At 65.6% G+C, this 15,595-nt stretch carries 11 protein-coding genes; 2 read left to right on the top strand and 9 right to left on the bottom strand.

Annotation, left to right across the window (positions count from 1 at the left end):
* The first annotated feature begins 115 nt into the window (after positions 1-115).
* Together SD72_RS14865 and SD72_RS14860 are read left to right on the top strand one after the other, a co-directional pair.
* Positions 116-2,149: a hydantoinase/oxoprolinase family protein gene (locus SD72_RS14865; RefSeq protein ID WP_157000615.1), complete on the top strand. Its 2,034-nt coding sequence runs from the start codon at positions 116-118 to the stop codon at positions 2,147-2,149.
* Entirely contained in the window at positions 2,146-3,735 is a 1,590-nt protein-coding gene (locus SD72_RS14860) for a hydantoinase B/oxoprolinase family protein (RefSeq protein WP_232299809.1), read from the top strand. Before SD72_RS14865 ends, SD72_RS14860 begins: the two co-directional genes overlap by 4 nt.
* Here the strand turns inward: SD72_RS14860 and SD72_RS14855 are convergent.
* The 9 genes from SD72_RS14855 to SD72_RS14815 all read right to left on the bottom strand — a co-directional run.
* Positions 3,720-5,189, bottom strand: coding sequence for a helix-turn-helix domain-containing protein (locus tag SD72_RS14855; RefSeq protein WP_042545254.1), 1,470 nt, complete (start codon positions 5,187-5,189; stop codon positions 3,720-3,722). The two genes, SD72_RS14860 and SD72_RS14855, sit on opposite strands and share 16 nt — an antisense overlap.
* Positions 5,179-6,180 carry an S-methyl thiohydantoin desulfurase domain-containing protein gene (locus SD72_RS14850; protein ID WP_042545253.1) on the bottom strand — a complete coding sequence of 334 codons (1,002 nt, stop codon included), beginning with the start codon at positions 6,178-6,180 and terminating at the stop codon, positions 5,179-5,181. Before SD72_RS14850 ends, SD72_RS14855 begins: the two co-directional genes overlap by 11 nt.
* Positions 6,177-7,487 carry a hypothetical protein gene (locus SD72_RS14845; RefSeq protein WP_042545252.1) on the bottom strand — a complete coding sequence of 437 codons (1,311 nt, stop codon included), beginning with the start codon at positions 7,485-7,487 and terminating at the stop codon, positions 6,177-6,179. The genes SD72_RS14850 and SD72_RS14845 overlap by 4 nt, the downstream gene beginning before the upstream one ends.
* A gap of 31 nt (positions 7,488-7,518) precedes the next feature.
* Complete coding sequence (locus tag SD72_RS14840; RefSeq protein ID WP_198141997.1) at positions 7,519-8,853, bottom strand: MFS transporter; 1,335 nt, start codon at positions 8,851-8,853, stop codon at positions 7,519-7,521.
* Between the two features lie 120 nt (positions 8,854-8,973).
* A complete protein-coding gene (locus SD72_RS14835) occupies positions 8,974-10,380 on the bottom strand; it encodes an MFS transporter (protein WP_042545251.1) in 1,407 nt (468 codons plus the stop codon).
* A gap of 28 nt (positions 10,381-10,408) precedes the next feature.
* On the bottom strand, positions 10,409-12,133 hold the full coding sequence (locus tag SD72_RS14830; protein ID WP_042545250.1) for a dipeptide ABC transporter ATP-binding protein: 1,725 nt from the start codon (positions 12,131-12,133) through the stop codon (positions 10,409-10,411).
* Positions 12,130-13,080: an ABC transporter permease gene (locus SD72_RS14825; RefSeq protein ID WP_042545249.1), complete on the bottom strand. Its 951-nt coding sequence runs from the start codon at positions 13,078-13,080 to the stop codon at positions 12,130-12,132. The genes SD72_RS14830 and SD72_RS14825 overlap by 4 nt, the downstream gene beginning before the upstream one ends.
* Positions 13,070-13,999: an ABC transporter permease gene (locus tag SD72_RS14820; protein ID WP_042545248.1), complete on the bottom strand. Its 930-nt coding sequence runs from the start codon at positions 13,997-13,999 to the stop codon at positions 13,070-13,072. The genes SD72_RS14825 and SD72_RS14820 overlap by 11 nt, the downstream gene beginning before the upstream one ends.
* A 105-nt stretch (positions 14,000-14,104) precedes the next feature.
* Positions 14,105-15,595 (bottom strand): peptide ABC transporter substrate-binding protein (locus SD72_RS14815; RefSeq protein ID WP_042545247.1); only part of this gene is annotated, 1,491 nt, incomplete at its 5' end.

The following is a 15,595-nucleotide window of genomic DNA, read 5'->3' as shown; positions in this document are numbered from 1 at the left end:
ATGCCACCGTCTGGCCGCTCGCACACCCAGGACTTCCAGGCAGTGCACGCCGCCCTGCCTCGCCGCCGCGTGTCCCCGTACGCTCCAGTCAACAGCAATGAAGCAGGAGGCACTATTGAGTTATCGAGTGGCAATGGACATCGGCGGGACGTTCACGGACATCGTCGTGCACGACACCGAGACCGGCGCGTTGCGCGCCTCAAAGGCGGACACCACTCCGTCAGACCTCACGGAGGGCGTGCTCACTGCGATCGCGCAGCTTGAGGTTCCCCCGACCGAAATCCTCTCGTTCGTGCACGGCACGACGCAGGGCCTGAATGCGCTGCTCGAGCGCCGCGGCTCAAAGACGCTGCTCGTGACGACGCAAGGCATGGGTGACGTCTACCGCATTGCCCGCGGCAACCGGTCCCAGATGTTTGACATCCACTATCGGAAGCCTGAGCCACTGGTTGCGCGCCACGACACTGTCGAAATCGGCGGCAGGCTGCGCTACGACGGCAGCGAGCTGCATCCACTGGATGAGGCGTCGGTGCGGGCGGCGGCGGCAACCGCGCGCGCTGGCGGCTACGCTGCAGTCGCAGTCTGCCTGCTGTTCGCATACACGAATGAGTCGCACGAGCTGGCGGCCGAAGCGATCCTGCGCGAAGAACTCGGCGAGGAGGTCGCGATCGTGCTTTCCCACCGCGTTGCTCGCGAGTGGCGCGAGTACGAGCGCACCTCGTCGACCGTGCTCGAGGCCTACACTGGGCCCGTCGTGCGCCGGTATCTCACGCGGATTGAGGATCGCTTCGAGCGCGAGGGCATCCCGAGCGGCGTGCAGGTCATGCAGTCCTCTGGTGGCATCGTCGGTGCCGGCTACGCGTCCGAGCATCCACTGCAGACGCTCCTCTCGGGGCCAGTCGGCGGCACCGCTGGAGGTGTCGCGCTCATGCAACTGCTCGGGCGAAAGAACGCGATCTGCGTGGATATGGGCGGCACCTCGTTTGACGCTTCATTGGTCATCGACGGCCAGCCGGATATCTCCACGGACGGCGAGGCCGACGGGTTCCCCGTGCTCATGCCACTCGTAAACCTGCACACGATCGGAGCAGGCGGCGGTTCAGTCGCGTTCTCCGAATCCGGAGCGCTGCGCGTTGGACCGCGATCTGCCGGAGCACAGCCCGGCCCCGCGTGCTACGGCCGCGGCGGCGTCGAGCCGACGGTGACGGATGCGAACGCCGTGCTCCGTCGCGTCGACCCTGAGCACTTTGCTGGCGGCAGGTTCTCCCTCGACGTCGCTGCCTCCGATCGAGCAATCGCCGGTCTCGCCGAGGAATTCGGTATGTCGACGTCAGACCTCTCCGAGGGCATCCTCGATATTGCGAACGCGAAGATGGCCCAGGCGATCCGCACGCTCACGGTGGATCACGGCCGCGAGCCTACCGATTTCTCGCTCGTCGCTTTCGGCGGCGCCGGCCCAATGCACGCTGAGGCGATCGCCCGGGAGCTCGGTATTGCCGAGGTGATCATTCCTGAGTTCCCCGGAGCGTTCTCAGCGTGGGGCATGCTCGGCTCGGATGTGCGGCGCGATCTGAGCGCGCAGTACTACGTTCATGAGGATCAGCTCGACCGCAGCGACCTCGCTAGCGTGCTCGCTGACCTGGTGTCAGAGGCTGACGGTGAGCTCGCACGCCAGTGTGTGCCTGCCGACAGACGGCGCTTCGAGCAAGCGATCGATATGCGCTACGCGGGGCAGGACTACACGCTCACCGTGCCGCTCACCGAACTCGACGAGCCAACGCTCGAGGACTTCGCGGCCCGAATTTCCGCCCGCTACAGTGAGCAGCACAGGCGCCGCTACGGCCACGCGACCCCGGAGGCGAAGGTCGAGTTTGTGAGCATTCGCGTCACCGGCCTCGGCGCCAACGAGTTTGGCCACCTCACGGGCGAGCGCTACCGCGAGGACGACATCGCTGCCCGCAGCGCAAGCGTCTGGTTCGACGGCCGCTCCTGGGAGACGCCGATCCGCCGTCGCGACTCGCTCCCGATCGGCGAAGCCATCGCAGGCCCGATGCTCATCGTCGAAGACACGACCACGACAGTGATTTCCCCCCGCGCGTCAATCCGACGCGAGACTCTCGGACATCTCACCATGGAGGTACAGGCATGACCATCACCATTGACCCCGTACGCACTGAGATCATCCGGAGCGCGCTGCTGCAGGCGGCCGAGGACATGAACACGACGCTCATCCGCTCTGCCTATACTCCGACGATCTACGAGGCGAAGGACTGCGCCGTAGCCATCATGGATCGCAACCACCAGGTGCTCGGGCAGTCGAGCGGGCTCCCCATCTTCCTTGGCAATCTCGAGGAGGTCACGCGCGATACCGAGGAACGGTTTGGCCGCGAGGTCTGGGAGCCAGGCGATGTGTGGGTGCTGAACGACGCCTATATCGCCGGCGCGCACCTCAACGATGTGACAGTGTTCGGGCCGGTCTTCGAGCGCGAGGACGGCGGGGAGCTCATCGGTTTCGCGGCGAGCCGGGCGCACTGGATCGACCTGGGATCGAAGGATCCTGGCGGGTCGATGGACTCCACATCGATCTACCAGGAGGGCCTCAGGCTCGGCGCCACCCGCATCTACGCGGGCGGCGAGCCGGTCGCAGAAGTCCTGCGGCTTATCGCGACGAACTCGCGCTTCCCCGAACCGCTGTTGGGTGACCTGCGCGCGCAGACCGCGTGCATTCGCACCGGCGCCGAGCGCATGCGCGAGATCGTGTCGCGCTGGGGGCTCGATCTCGTCCACGCCGCACGCGATGCGTTCTTTGCGCAGACGGAGCGCCTAGAGGCCGCGGCCCTCACCGGACTGCCCGACGGCGACTACTTCGCCGAGGGCGCGCTCGACAACGACGGCATCGACTTCGAGACTCCGATTCCGATTCGCGTTCGGGTGCGGATCACCGATGGGCGAATCTCGATCGACCTCACGGAGTCTGCAGATCAGACTCGCGGGCCAGTGAACTGCGGTGCCGCGCAGGCGGTCGCCGCCTGCCGGGTAGCGTATAAGGCTCTCCTGAGCCCAGACGTCCCTCTCAATGGCGGCTCCTTCAAACATCTTGACGTGGAAGTTCGCGAGGGCTCCGTTCTCGCAGCTGTTGAGCCTGCGCCCGTGCAGTATTACTACTCCCACCTCGGACTCCTCATCGACCTCGTCACCCGCGCACTCGCCGAGGCAATGCCCGAAGCGGTCGCCGCGGCAAGCTACGGCGACTCGCTCATCGTCCAGATGATGGGCTTTGACCCGCGCACAGGCCGCGATTTCCTCTCGCAGGAGGCGACCGTCGGTGGCTGGGGTGCGTGGAGCACGAGCGACGGTGAGACCGCACTCATCAACAACGTCAACGGTTCGCTCCGAGATATGCCGGTCGAGGTACTCGAGACGCTGTTCCCTGTGCGCGTTGATCGATATGAGGTGCGTGAGGGCTCGGGCGGCGGCGGCGAGTTCCGCGGTGGCGACGGCGTCGTGCGCGAATACACGTTCGAGGCAGATCAGGACCTCTCGCTCTGGTGGGAGCGTTCGGTCACGCCGGCGTGGGGCCTCTTCGGAGGTGAGGCAGGTGCGGCACCGCGCGTCACCCTGAACCCGGGTTCGGTAGGTGAGCGCTCGCTCCTCAAGGCAAACGCGATGCGGGTGCGCGCGGGCGATGTGCTCCGCTGCGAATCAGGTGGTGGCGGCGGTTACGGACGCGCCTGAGCGTCCAGGATCCGCCTGGCGGCGACGTGGATCGCGAGCCTATGTGCCGGGTTCGCGGGCTCGAGTCCCAGCCCGCGAACCCGTTCCAAACGCGCCGTCACCGTGTTGCGATGCACCCCGAGCTCCTGGGCAACCTGCGCTGGTCGATCGCTATGATCGAGTGACGCCACGAGCGTCGCGAGCAGCGTGCCGTCGCGATCAATTTCGAGTAGCGGTGCAAGCAGTGCTCGCGCGGCCGCGTCAGGTTCTGCGCTGAGGAGCGCGGGAAGGGCGGCTGCCGGCGTCAAATCCTCGGCGAACAGCACGGGGTCGGGCGAGTTCAGCGCGACCTGTGCGGCGCGAACGGCCTCCTCAATCGCGGTCGCCGCTGCTTCGTTCGGCTGAAACACTGTAGAGACGCCGACAGCGATAGCGTCGATGCGGGGGTCACTCGCGGCGAGCAGCGTTGCGGCCTCGTGTGTGGATCGCCGTTCTTCGGCCGCCTCCGCTGCGAGGAACGCGACCCAGCCGTCGCCGTGCGGGGCGGCGCCGACAGGGGTGCCGAGATCGGCAAGCCTGGCCAGGAGGAGCTCGTCGAGTGCGGCAGTTCGCGGGGCGCCGGTGTGTACCGCAGCAACTCGGAACCGCGCGTCGAGCGGCCAGCCCAGCGCGGCGAGCCGTCCCCTGAGCTTCTTCCCTGGCGCGCCCTCCGCAGCAAGCAGTTCAGCGAGCACCGCCGACGCCCGTGAGGCGTCCTCGTAGCCCGCAAGACGGCGCGTCGCTGCCCACGCCGTGAGCGGCGCGACTGCGAGGCGTGCGACGGTGAGTGCCGTCACCCGTTTGCCGTCGTGATCCCCGCGCGCGCTTCGCGCCACACCCACGAGGCGGGCAGGCGCCCGTTTGTCGGGGAACGGTACAGCAAGGGCCACGAGGTGTTCCGCAGTGTCCGCCGCGCGCCGCGCGCCGGCGATGAGCGTGTTTCCCTGGTCGAGCAGCGCGAATTCGTAGTCTGGCAGGAGGCGTCGCAGGGTCGCGATCGCGCTGCTCGGGCTCGCGGTGGCGACCCCGAAGCCGCGGGCGGCCTCCGCGAGGGTGCCGGCTTCGGAAGCTTCGTCGGTCGCGATGATTGCCGACAGCCGCACCGTGGCGTCGAGCACGTCGGTATCGAGCATCACGAACGCGAGGCCAAGGCGTTCTGCGAGCTCTGCTGGTTCAGGCCCCTGCACCTCAGCGCCGCTGATGACCACGCAGGCCACTGCTCGTTCCCACGCGAGCCGTAGCGCACGCTCGAGCCGCCATGGCTCGGAGGTCGCAGTTCCAGTGAGCACGAGGGCAGATCCCGCCTGCACGTCGGCGATATCTGCCGCGTCGGAGACAATTCGCACGCTTTCGACGCGCGCGTCCAACGGACCGCGTAGCTCGGCTCTGGCCCCCATGCGAAGTGCGAGTTCGCCGACGGTGAGTTTAGTTGGCATGGGGTTCTCCCTCGGCGGCCTTTGCTGGTTCGGTTGACCACGCCGCTGGCAGATCAACGGCGACAAGCGCGACGCGCATTCCGGGCATGCAGCGCTCGGGGTCAAGCACTTCTCCGCTCTCGGAGATCACGAAGAGTTCGTGCGGGCCGCGGTGCAGTGGCACGCCATCTGCAATCGCGCCGAGGTAAGCCTCGTCGGCGTCGACGCGGATGCGGCGCCCAGCCTGGCCAGGCTTCCCGAGTTCGGTCATCAGAATACTTGTCCGGTCAGAGCCAGGACGTGCGCCGTCGATGTTCGTGATCGTCGCACGCAGCAGCGTGCGGTGTGAGACGCCAGCGAGCTCGTTGCCTGGCTGGGCGTCGAGGTAACGTTGGATCGTTCCTGCGTGGGCGTGTTCACGGAGCTCTCGGCCGGTCACGGGGTAGCCCGCGAAGAACGCCCAGCCGCCGCTCGCGCCAACGAGGCGCGGCACGATCGCTGCCGCGCGCTCTGTCGGGGCGTCGATGACCGTCGTCTCCCCGAACGGCGACACCACGACGCAGGGCCCGATCGCTAGCCCAGCCCGGGTGAGTAGCGTGTCTTGCACCGTCGGTCGCACGCGTCCGCAGGCGTCGGCGTCAACGAGGTCGACACCGAGTGTCGCCGCGCTCGCGAGCGCAAGCACGGCGTTCTCGCCCGCGGTGTTGATCGGAAAAATGCCACGAATCGGCCTGCCGAGGGCGCGCTCGAGCGCTGTGACCGCCCGCACGGGCTCGCTACCGTCAGGGAGGCTCTCCGCGAGCGCCGTCGGAGAGCCAACGATCGTCACGACGGCGTAGGTCGCTGCGTCGTCGAGGCCCGCCGTCGACACGAGGCTTACGGGCCCACGGCCGAGCTCGGCGCCCGCCCAGTCGCGCAGCACCTGCAATGCCGCACTGTTCACCCCGCTGGCAAACGGGCGAGCACCGCGCATGAGCGTCGCCGCATCGGGCCCGGTCAGCAGGGCGTTCACTCCGGGGCTCCGTTCACCCGCACGCGCACTGTATCGACACGGTCGGCGACGTAGGCGAGTGGCCTCCTATCGACGGTCGCCTCGCCAAGGCGAAGAGGATCCGCGCCGGCAAGGATCGCGCGCGTCTCCGCCTCTTCGATGAGGCCGGTCGCGCCGTGAGACGCTGCAGGCTCCCCGCCAGGCGGCCTTGGCACTACTCGCTCGAGCGCAACGGTGACAGTGCCGAGTGCCGCGCCGAGCGCGATCGCGAAGGGCTCAGCCCCGTGCACTGCAGCGACCGCCCCAACCGCAACGACCGGATACCCGGGCCGCCGCGCGAGCACCCTGGCGAGCTCGGGGGTCGCGGCAAGGTCGCCTGGCGCAAGTGTCGCGAGAGAGTGGTCACCTGATTCGCTGGTGCCGAGCTCCACTAGGTCGAGCGCGAGCGAGTTGTGGGTGATCCCCCAGAGCCGCTCAACGTCGGCACGGTCAAGCACACCTGATGTGAGCCCTACGAGTACCGAGCGCGTTGGATCGAGCACGGCGAGCACCGCATCGTTCACCCCGCGCAGCCGCATGACCCCGAGCGCCGCCGCCCGTACTCGGCCGTGCACGGACCCGAGGGGAAACCGCACGAGCTCTTCTGGTGAGCCGTATCCGCCGAGGCCGTGGGCGAAGCCAATCGGCAGATCGGGAAACACCGTCCGAGCGTCGCTGACGACGCGCTCGGCCCAGCCGCGGAGGCCGGCGTTCAGCACCGCCGCGTGCTCACGCTCTCGGAGGCCCGTGCCTCCGATGGTGTGGGCTGGCGTCACCGCCGTCGCAAGGGCTACCTCGCCAGCGGCCAGCACGCTGGCGGCCTGGCGTTCGATCCAGGGCGCCGAGGTGGCACCAGCGGCCGCGACGGTGAGCCTTGTGGCGCCGGCAGCGAGGAGTCGTTCCTTGGCTTCACGGAGCTGGACCTCGGGAGCCGCGGCAGCACTGTTCCCCACGAAGTCGCTGCCGCCGGTGACGGTGGCGACACGGCCGCCGAGCTCAGCGACGAGGCTGGCTGGCCAGGACGCGAACGGGGCTAGCGCCGGCATCGTCGGGGCCGCGATCCGCACGTGGCCGAGGGCACCTAGCTCCAGATCTTCGGCACCGGGAACGGCAGCAATTCGTACTTCGGTGACAGCCGCCCCGATCGCTCGCGGGAGGCTCGCCCGCGCCGCTGCGAGCCCCGCTCGCAGATCTCGCTGGGGTGGCACCTCGGCCGTATAGGCGACCTCTCCACCGTCGACAACCGCCAGGCGTACGCCCGCCGCGCTGCTCTCGAGACCCAACCTCATGTGTCTATTGTCTCGCTCCGCGGGCCTTCGCCTATTCGAGCGGCTTGCCCTCGGTCTCCGGCAAGGTCACCGCTGCGAGCACGGCCACCACGAGAAATACGAGAATGAACAGCACCGTCATCGTGAACGACACAGACGCTGCGAGCAGCGCGCCGACGACGACGGGGGCCAGCGCATTCGAGATGAGCTGCGCCGCGGTCGCCCACGAGTAACCGGCGGCGCGCACGCGTGTGGGATAAAACTCGCCGTTCCATGTGTTCCACACGCCCCAGCCGCCAAGGATGAAGAACGAGAGGATGAAATTTGCGGCATACAGCGACGGCAGATCCCACGACACCGCGAAGAGCACTCCGCCCAGAATCGCACCGACGAGGAACAGTACGAATGTCCTCTTGCGGCCTAGGCGCTTCGTGCACCAAGCAGCAGCGAGGTACCCCGGGATCATGATGACGGCGCTGATGGCTACGAAGCCGAGCGAGTCCGCGAGGGAGAGACCGCGCTCCTGGAGCAACGTCGGCAGCCAAACCTGCAGCCCCCAATAGCCCCAGTTGAATGCGAAGTTCACGATGAGCATGAGAACGGTGCGGCGACGCATGTCCTTGCGCAGCAGCTCGAGCGGGTTGCCAGCGCGCTCAGCGTCGGCCTCGCGGACGAACGTCGCACCCTGGGCGACGTCAACTCCGAGCTTGCGGAGCACTTGCGCTGCCCGCTCGTGCTTGCCCCGGCTCACCAGGAAGTACGGCGACTCCGGCACCCAGAAGGCGACAACAATGACCCAGAGGCACGCGACCGCGGCGGCGAACGCCACTACCTGCCATCCGGCCTCGGCGAACAAAGTGGTCACTCCGATCGCGACGAGGGTCCCGATCGGCCAACCGATCGAGAGTAGCACCGCTGCGCGGCCGCGCTGCTTGGAGGGCATGAGCTCGAGGAAGTAGGGGAAGACGACTGTGTAAGCCCCTGCAAGCGCGAATCCCGACAGCACGCGCAACCCCACGAGCGTCTCGAAGTTCGGCGCTAGTGGCACGGCGGCTGCAATGACGCCGTATGCGATGAAGCTCCCGATGGTCACAGGACGCCGCCCGACTCGGTCGGCGATCGGACCCCAGATGAGCGCGCCAGGGATCATGCCTATCGCGACGGCCGAGAGTACGAGGCCGAGCTTCGTCTCATCGAGACCAAAGTGATTGGAGACGTCGCCCGCAACGTAGACAAGGGCGAGCTGCTCCCAAGATTCGATGACGAAGACAACGAACATCGCGATGGCGATGCGAATGTGTGCCGGCGTGAAACTCATGCGCTCATAGACGTCTTGCAGCGCTACCGGAGCAGCGGTCTGGGTCGCGGATGCGGTAGAGGGTTCCAACGAGACTCCTTTGTCGATCGATACGGTTTGGAGTCAACCTAGGCGACCGAGAGTTGACGGCACTGGGCGGCAGGCCCTGTCCGTAGCATGAGCCCTGTGCAGGGCGCCCCCAGGGACTGGCTAGCGCAGCGTTCTCCCGTGCTGCTGCATCCACTTGCGAGTGCGGGAGCGTTCGACAAAGACCCCGGTCAATCCGATGACCCACAACGGAATCTGCACCGCAAACGCTATCTTGAAGGCCTGCAACGAGTACGTATCTGGTGAGCCGGCACCCTGCACGTCGAGCGCGATACCGACCGCCATCATGGCGATGAGCGCGGCGGTGAAGCCGCCCGTATTCACCAGCCCCGTTCCGAAGCCCGAGAAGCTTCGTGGCGTGTGGGATCTCGCGATCTCGAACGAGATCATCGACGTCGGCCCACCGATTGGGAGGATCACGATGAGAGTGATGATCAACCATGTCGGCGGCATGCCCGGCCACAGAATCACGGCGACCCAGGTGCTCATAATGAGCAGCGTCGCGACAATAGCTACCTCGACCCTGCGCTCGACAAAGCGGGAGCTGATGGGGCCGAGCACAACGCCAAGCACCATTGATGAGACGACGGTGAGGCTGAGCAGGCTACTGGCAGCCGGCGCGCTCAGGCCGAGCCCACCCATGAGGAACGGTGTCCCCCACAGGAGCACGAAAATCTGCAGCGGAAACGGGGTAACGAAGTGCACCCAGTACGCAAGCCGGACCCCGGGAATCGAAAGCAGCCGACGCAACCGCAGGCCGAAGGATTCCTGGCCGTTCGCCTTCTTTTTTGGAGGGCGCTTTCCGCTCACAACAGAGATGAGGTTCGTCTCCGGCGGCGCCATCGTGATGGAGGTTACGGGGCCGCCTGCGAGCTCGGCTGACCGTTTTGTCGCGCTGCCGACGTGCCCGGTCATGCGCTCAAGCACAGTCGGGCGGCCGGGTGCGTCACGGAGGACGAAAAACCCGACAAGCGCCACGAGGAAGCCGACCGCGACAACGCCGAGGAAGCCTCCCATCCAGCCAAGCGTCGCCACAGCGAACGCGAGCGGGACGACCGAAACGAGCTGGCCAAGCTGGCCGATCAGGCCGGTGACCTGACCGAGAGTGGGAAGCTGTCGGGGCTTGAACCACTCGGGCAGCATACGAATCACCGCGGTGAATGTGCATGCGTCGCCCGCTCCCACGAGCACGCGGGCGAGGATCGCGAGTTCAACGCTACCGACCGTTGCCATGAAGAGTTGGCCTGCCATCATGAGCACGGCCCCAACAAGGATGAGCACGCTTGAGCCGTAGCGATCGAGGAGCACGCCGACGGGGATCTGGCAGACGGCATAAACAAGGAGCTGTATGACAGGGAACGCTGCGAGCGTGGAGGCGTCGATCCCGAAATGCTCCTGCGCGGCTGGACCGAGTGATGAGAACGACGACCGGTTTACGATCGCGATCGCGTACAGTGCTACGGCTGTGCCCCACACCACCCAGGGAAGGAGTGGTTTCGAAGAGCGCATAGGTTCAATGCTATCGCTGCGCCAAGCCTCAGGTGGGGTACAGCCGCGCTCCGGGAATCGCCGCGAGCAGCTCGCGGGTGTATTGCTCACGCGAATGGTCGAAGACCTCATCAGTCGTCGCGGACTCCACGAGAACGCCCTCTCGCATCACGCACACATTGTCCGCGATGAGACGCACAACTGCCAGGTCGTGCGTGATGAAGACATATGTAAGCCCGAGTTCGGCTTGCAGCTTGCCAAGCAGATCGAGGATTTGGCCCTGCACCAGGACATCAAGTGCGGACACGGCCTCGTCGAGCACGAGCACTTCAGGTTCGAGCGCGAGCGCCCGGGCAATTGCAACGCGCTGACGCTGCCCACCGGACAACTCGCTCGGGTAGCGGTCAGCCGCTTCCACCGGCAACGCCACCTGGTTGAGCAGGTGGTGCACGCGTTGCTGTCGCTCACGCGCCGTTCCAACGCCGTGGATCACGAGCGGCTCGGCGATGGTTCGCCCGACGCTGTGTTGCGGGTCGAGGGTGCCGTAGGGATCCTGAAAAACCGGCTGCACTCTGCGGCGGAACGCCATGGTCTCAGCCGCCGAGAATCGGGAGATGTCTTCGCCGTCAAAGCGTATTGACCCGCTTGTCAGCGGTTCAAGCTGCAGAAAGAGTTTCGCAAGCGTTGATTTTCCCGAACCAGACTCGCCCACGATCGCCGTAGTCGTGCCACGTTTGACGGCGAAGCTGACGTTGTCGACGGCGACAACCTCCCGCCGCCGCAACCCGCGTGCGCGCAGCCGGTACACCTTGCGGGCCTCGGTGATCTCGATGAGCTTTCCCGCTTCTGGTTGCGCGGCGTTGCGATCGCGCGCTCGTTCCGCGAGCGTCTTCTCAAGTGTTGCCGTCGCGTAGAGGTTTGCGTCGTCATCGCGCCGCACCGCTTCGATACGCCGAGACGCGAGGCTCGGAGCGGCCGCGACCAGGCGTTGAGTGTACGGGTGTTTTGGGCTTGCGAGAATCTCCTGCGACGGACCCGACTCCACGACGCGGCCGCGGTACATCACGACGAGATGCTCAGCGCGCTCAGCTGCGAGCCCGAGATCGTGCGTGATCAGAAGCACCGACGTCCCGAACTCGTGTGTCAGCTCGTCAAGGTGATCGAGAATCTGGCGCTGCACAGTGACATCCAGCGCCGAAGTTGGCTCGTCGGCTATCAGCAGTTCTGGGCGGGCCGACAGCCCGATACCGATGAGTGCGCGCTGACGCATGCCGCCGGAAAACTCGTGCGGGTACTGCCGTAGCCGCTCCGCTGCTGCAGGCAGACCTGCTTCCGTTAGCACCTGCACCGCACGCTGCCGCACCGCTCTTCTTCCGCGTGCGACTCCGTTGAAGCGAATGGTTTCCTCCACCTGAAACCCGATGTTCCACACCGGGTTGAGGTTCGACATCGGGTCCTGAGGCACGTAACCGATCTGCGCCCCGCGGACCTCGGTGAGTTCCCGGCTGGTGAGCTTCGATAGGTCGACGCCGTTGAAGAGCATCTCCCCCTTCGAGATTTCGCCCGACCCTGGGAGGAGGTCGATGATCGCCTGGGCTGTTGTTGACTTGCCTGAGCCCGATTCACCAACGATCGCTACCGTCTGGCGCGGATACACCGTGAGGTTTACCCCGCGGACCGCCTCAACGGGACCGCTTTTCGTGCGGAAATTCACGTGGAGATCCCGGATACGCAGCAGCGGCGCCTCGGCGCGGTGCTCGTTCGTTCCATTCATCGCTTTGCACGCTCCTCCGGGTCGAGTGCGTCGCGCACCACGTCACCGAGCATGAGGAACGCGAGCACGGTGAGTGACAGCGCGGCTGCCGGATACACCATCACCATCGGGTTTGTGAGCAGCGACGTTCTCGCCTGGGAGATATCGTTGCCCCACGACATCACGCTTGGCGGCAGCCCAACTCCGAGAAACGAGAGCGTCGCCTCCGCCACGATGTACGTCCCCAGGGCGACCGTTGCTACGGCAATCACTGGCGCAACGGCGTTCGGTAGCACGTGTCGAATGAGGATACGGAACGGGGATAGGCCGAGGGCACGCGACGCCGTGACGTAGTCTGACTGACGCGCAGCGAGTACTGAGCCGCGCATGATGCGATGAATCTGCGGCCAGGCGAACAGCGCGATGACAGTCGCAACGATGAGCGGCGTGCGTTGCGGAACGACGGACATCAGCACGATGGCCCCGAGGATCGTCGGGATGGCGAAGAAGATGTCGGCAAGCCGCGACAGCACGGCATCGAGCGCGCGGCCGTAGTAGCCGGCGAGTGCGCCAAACACCGAGCCAACGAGCGCGACCATGATCGTGGCGACGACGCCAACGAGCACTGAGGCTCGCGAACCGTGGAGCACCCTCGCGAACACGTCGCAACCCTGCCGTGTGAACCCAAACGGGTGGCCTGGGGCAGGGGGCCCGTCGCTGTTCGCGAGCAGGCAGTTGGCCGCTGGGGCCTCGTTCGTAAACAGGCCTGGAAAGAGCGCAACGAAGAGCACGATGAATATGAGGACGGATGACACCCAGAACATGGGCCGAGCGCGCATGGCCTCCCACGCGTCGCCCCAAATAGTGCGCGGTTTAGCGTCGATACGAACCGCATCGACTGCCTCCAACGGGGTGTCTGCCACCCCGGCGACGAAGTGCTCCTGGCCTGGGTTGGGGTTATTTTGCATAGCGAATCCTCGGGTCTAGCCAGGCGTAGAGCATGTCTACGAGCAGGTTGGCGAGCATGAAGATAATGACCATGACCGCGACAAAGGACACCACTGTCGGCCCCTCCCCGATGGTCACCGCTCGGTAGATAGTGCCACCAACGCCGTTGATGTTGAATATTCCCTCGGTGACAATCGCCCCGACCATGAGTGAGCCGAGGTCGACGCCGAGGAAGGTCACGACGGGCACGAGCGAGTTTCGCAGCACGTGCACCTGGATCACTCGACGGCGCGGCAGCCCCTTCGCCGTTGCCGTCCGCACGAAGTCTGCGGTGAGGTTCGCAGCGACGCTCGAGCGTGTCAGCCGCACGATGTAGGCAAAGGACGTCGACGCGAGCACGATTGCGGGCAGGACGAGTTCGTCCCACGGGGCAGCGGCGCTCACTGTCGTGCGTGCCCAACCGAGCTGCACTCCGAAGATCAGTTGCAGCACGAACCCGATCACGAACGTGGGAACGGAGATCAGCAGCAGACTCACGACAAGCGCGCTCGCGTCGAAAAGCTTGCCCTTGCGCAGGCCAGCAATCAGCCCGATGAGGATCCCAGCAATCGCCTCCATGGCGAGCGCAAGGAGCGCGAGCCTGAGCGTTATCGGGAATGCGCGGGCCATGACGTCGAGCACCGGCTGGCCCGAGAACGTGGTCCCCCAGCTCCCCTGGAGGAGTCCGCGAATGTACATGACGTACTGCACGACAAGGGGCTCGTCGAGATGATACTGCGCCCGGAGCGCATCGATCGTCGCCTGTGACGGCTGCCTGTCGCCGAACATGGCGGCGATGGGATCTCCTGGCAGCGCGAACACCAGGAAATAGATGAGAAACGTGGCTCCAAAGAAGACCGGAATGAGCTGTAGCAGCCGCCGGCCAATATACGCTGGCACGCAATACTCCTCGGTGACGTGACGGTGCAGAGAACGGGTTCGGTGGCGACGGCGCGGCACCCGGCTGCTGCCGGGCCCCGCGCCACCGTGCCGAAATGGGCGGGGCTAGCCCTTAGTGATCTGGTGGTGCAGCGGCACAGAGTCCCACCCAAACACCACGTTCTCAAGATCGTCGCCCCACACGCCTACCGCGTTCGAGTACCAGAGGGGAATTGCGGGGAGATCTTCGAGCAGGATCTCCTGCGCCTCGTGATACAGATCGATGCTCTCTTCGATTGAGGATGCCGCGGCGGCTTCGCCGAGCTTCGCATCGAATGCCGCGCTCGAGTACCCCTCGTAGTTGGAACTGCCGCCCGTGGAGTAGAGCGGTGAGAGGAAGTTTGCCTGGGTTGGGAAGTCGCCCTGCCACCCGGAACGCGTTGCTCCCGTAAGGGTGCCAGAGGAACGCTGGTCAAGCGCTGCGGCGAACGTTGGCAGCGAGAGCCCTTCCGCAGCGATTCCGAGCGTGTTCGATATGGAGTTCGTCACAGCGTCCACCCACGCCTGGTGTCCGCCGTCTGCGTTGTACGCGAGGGTGAACGTTCCCTCGTACGGCGCCAGTGCGTCGGCCTGCTCCCACAACCGCACTGCCTCTTCCGGGTTGTAGTCGAGCACCTCCGCGCCAGCAAGGCTATCTGTCCACCCCGGCAAGACTGGGGAGGTGAAGTCAGTCGCGGGTGTTCGCGTCTCTTGGAAGATGGTCTCGGTGATTTCCGCCCGATCAATGGACATCGATATCGCTGCCCGCCTGAGCTTTCCCTCCTCGCCGTCCTCAAAGTTCGGGATGTAGTAAGGAATGTTGAAGCCCTGGAAGATCGCCGCGGGTTCGTTCACGAAGCGATCGGGGAAGTCCGTCTGGTACGTGCCAAACGCCGTGTCGGGCACCGAGTCGAGAATGTCAAGGTTGCCGCTCTGTGCGTCCGCGTATGCCGATGCGAGGTCGTTGTAGAAGACGAACTCCAGCCCACCGTTCACTGGCTTGCGGTTGCCATCGTAGGTGGGGTTGGTGACGAGGGAGACGCCCTCTTCGTGCCGCCAAGCACCCTCACCGTCGAGCATGTAGGGGCCATTGCCAATCGGGTTTTCGCCGAAGGCCTCCATGTCATCGAATGCCGCGGATGGCAGCGGCATATAGGCGGTGTAGGCCAACCGCAGCGGGAAGTCTGCTTCAGCAGTCTTGAGCTGCACCGTGAACGTGAGATCGTCCACGACTGTGAGCCCTGTTGGCGCGGTGTCGCCCTCTTCAGTCGTGCCTTCGATGTTGCCGAACCAGTATGCCCCTGCGGGGTCGACGGCGGCGTTCGTCCACGTGTCAACAAAGGTCTGAGCCGTGATCGCCTCGCCGTCGCTGAACGTCCACCCGTCTTCGATGGTGATGGTCCACAGCGCAGCATCGTCGCTTTCGATTGATTCAGCGACTTCGTTCTCGATCTCGCCCGACGCGGTGAAGCTCACCAACCCCGCGTACATGGCGGTGAGTATCTTTCCGCCACCTACCTCGGTAGTGGCGTACGTGATGAGCGGGTTCTGGGGTTCGGTACCGTTCGTGGTGATTAT

The organism is Leucobacter komagatae (assembly GCF_000834055.1).
GTDB classification, from domain to species: Bacteria; Actinomycetota; Actinomycetes; order Actinomycetales; family Microbacteriaceae; genus Leucobacter; species Leucobacter komagatae_A.
The sequence above is the reverse complement of the archived record's forward strand: the minus strand, read 5'-3'. Positions and strand labels throughout refer to the sequence as shown.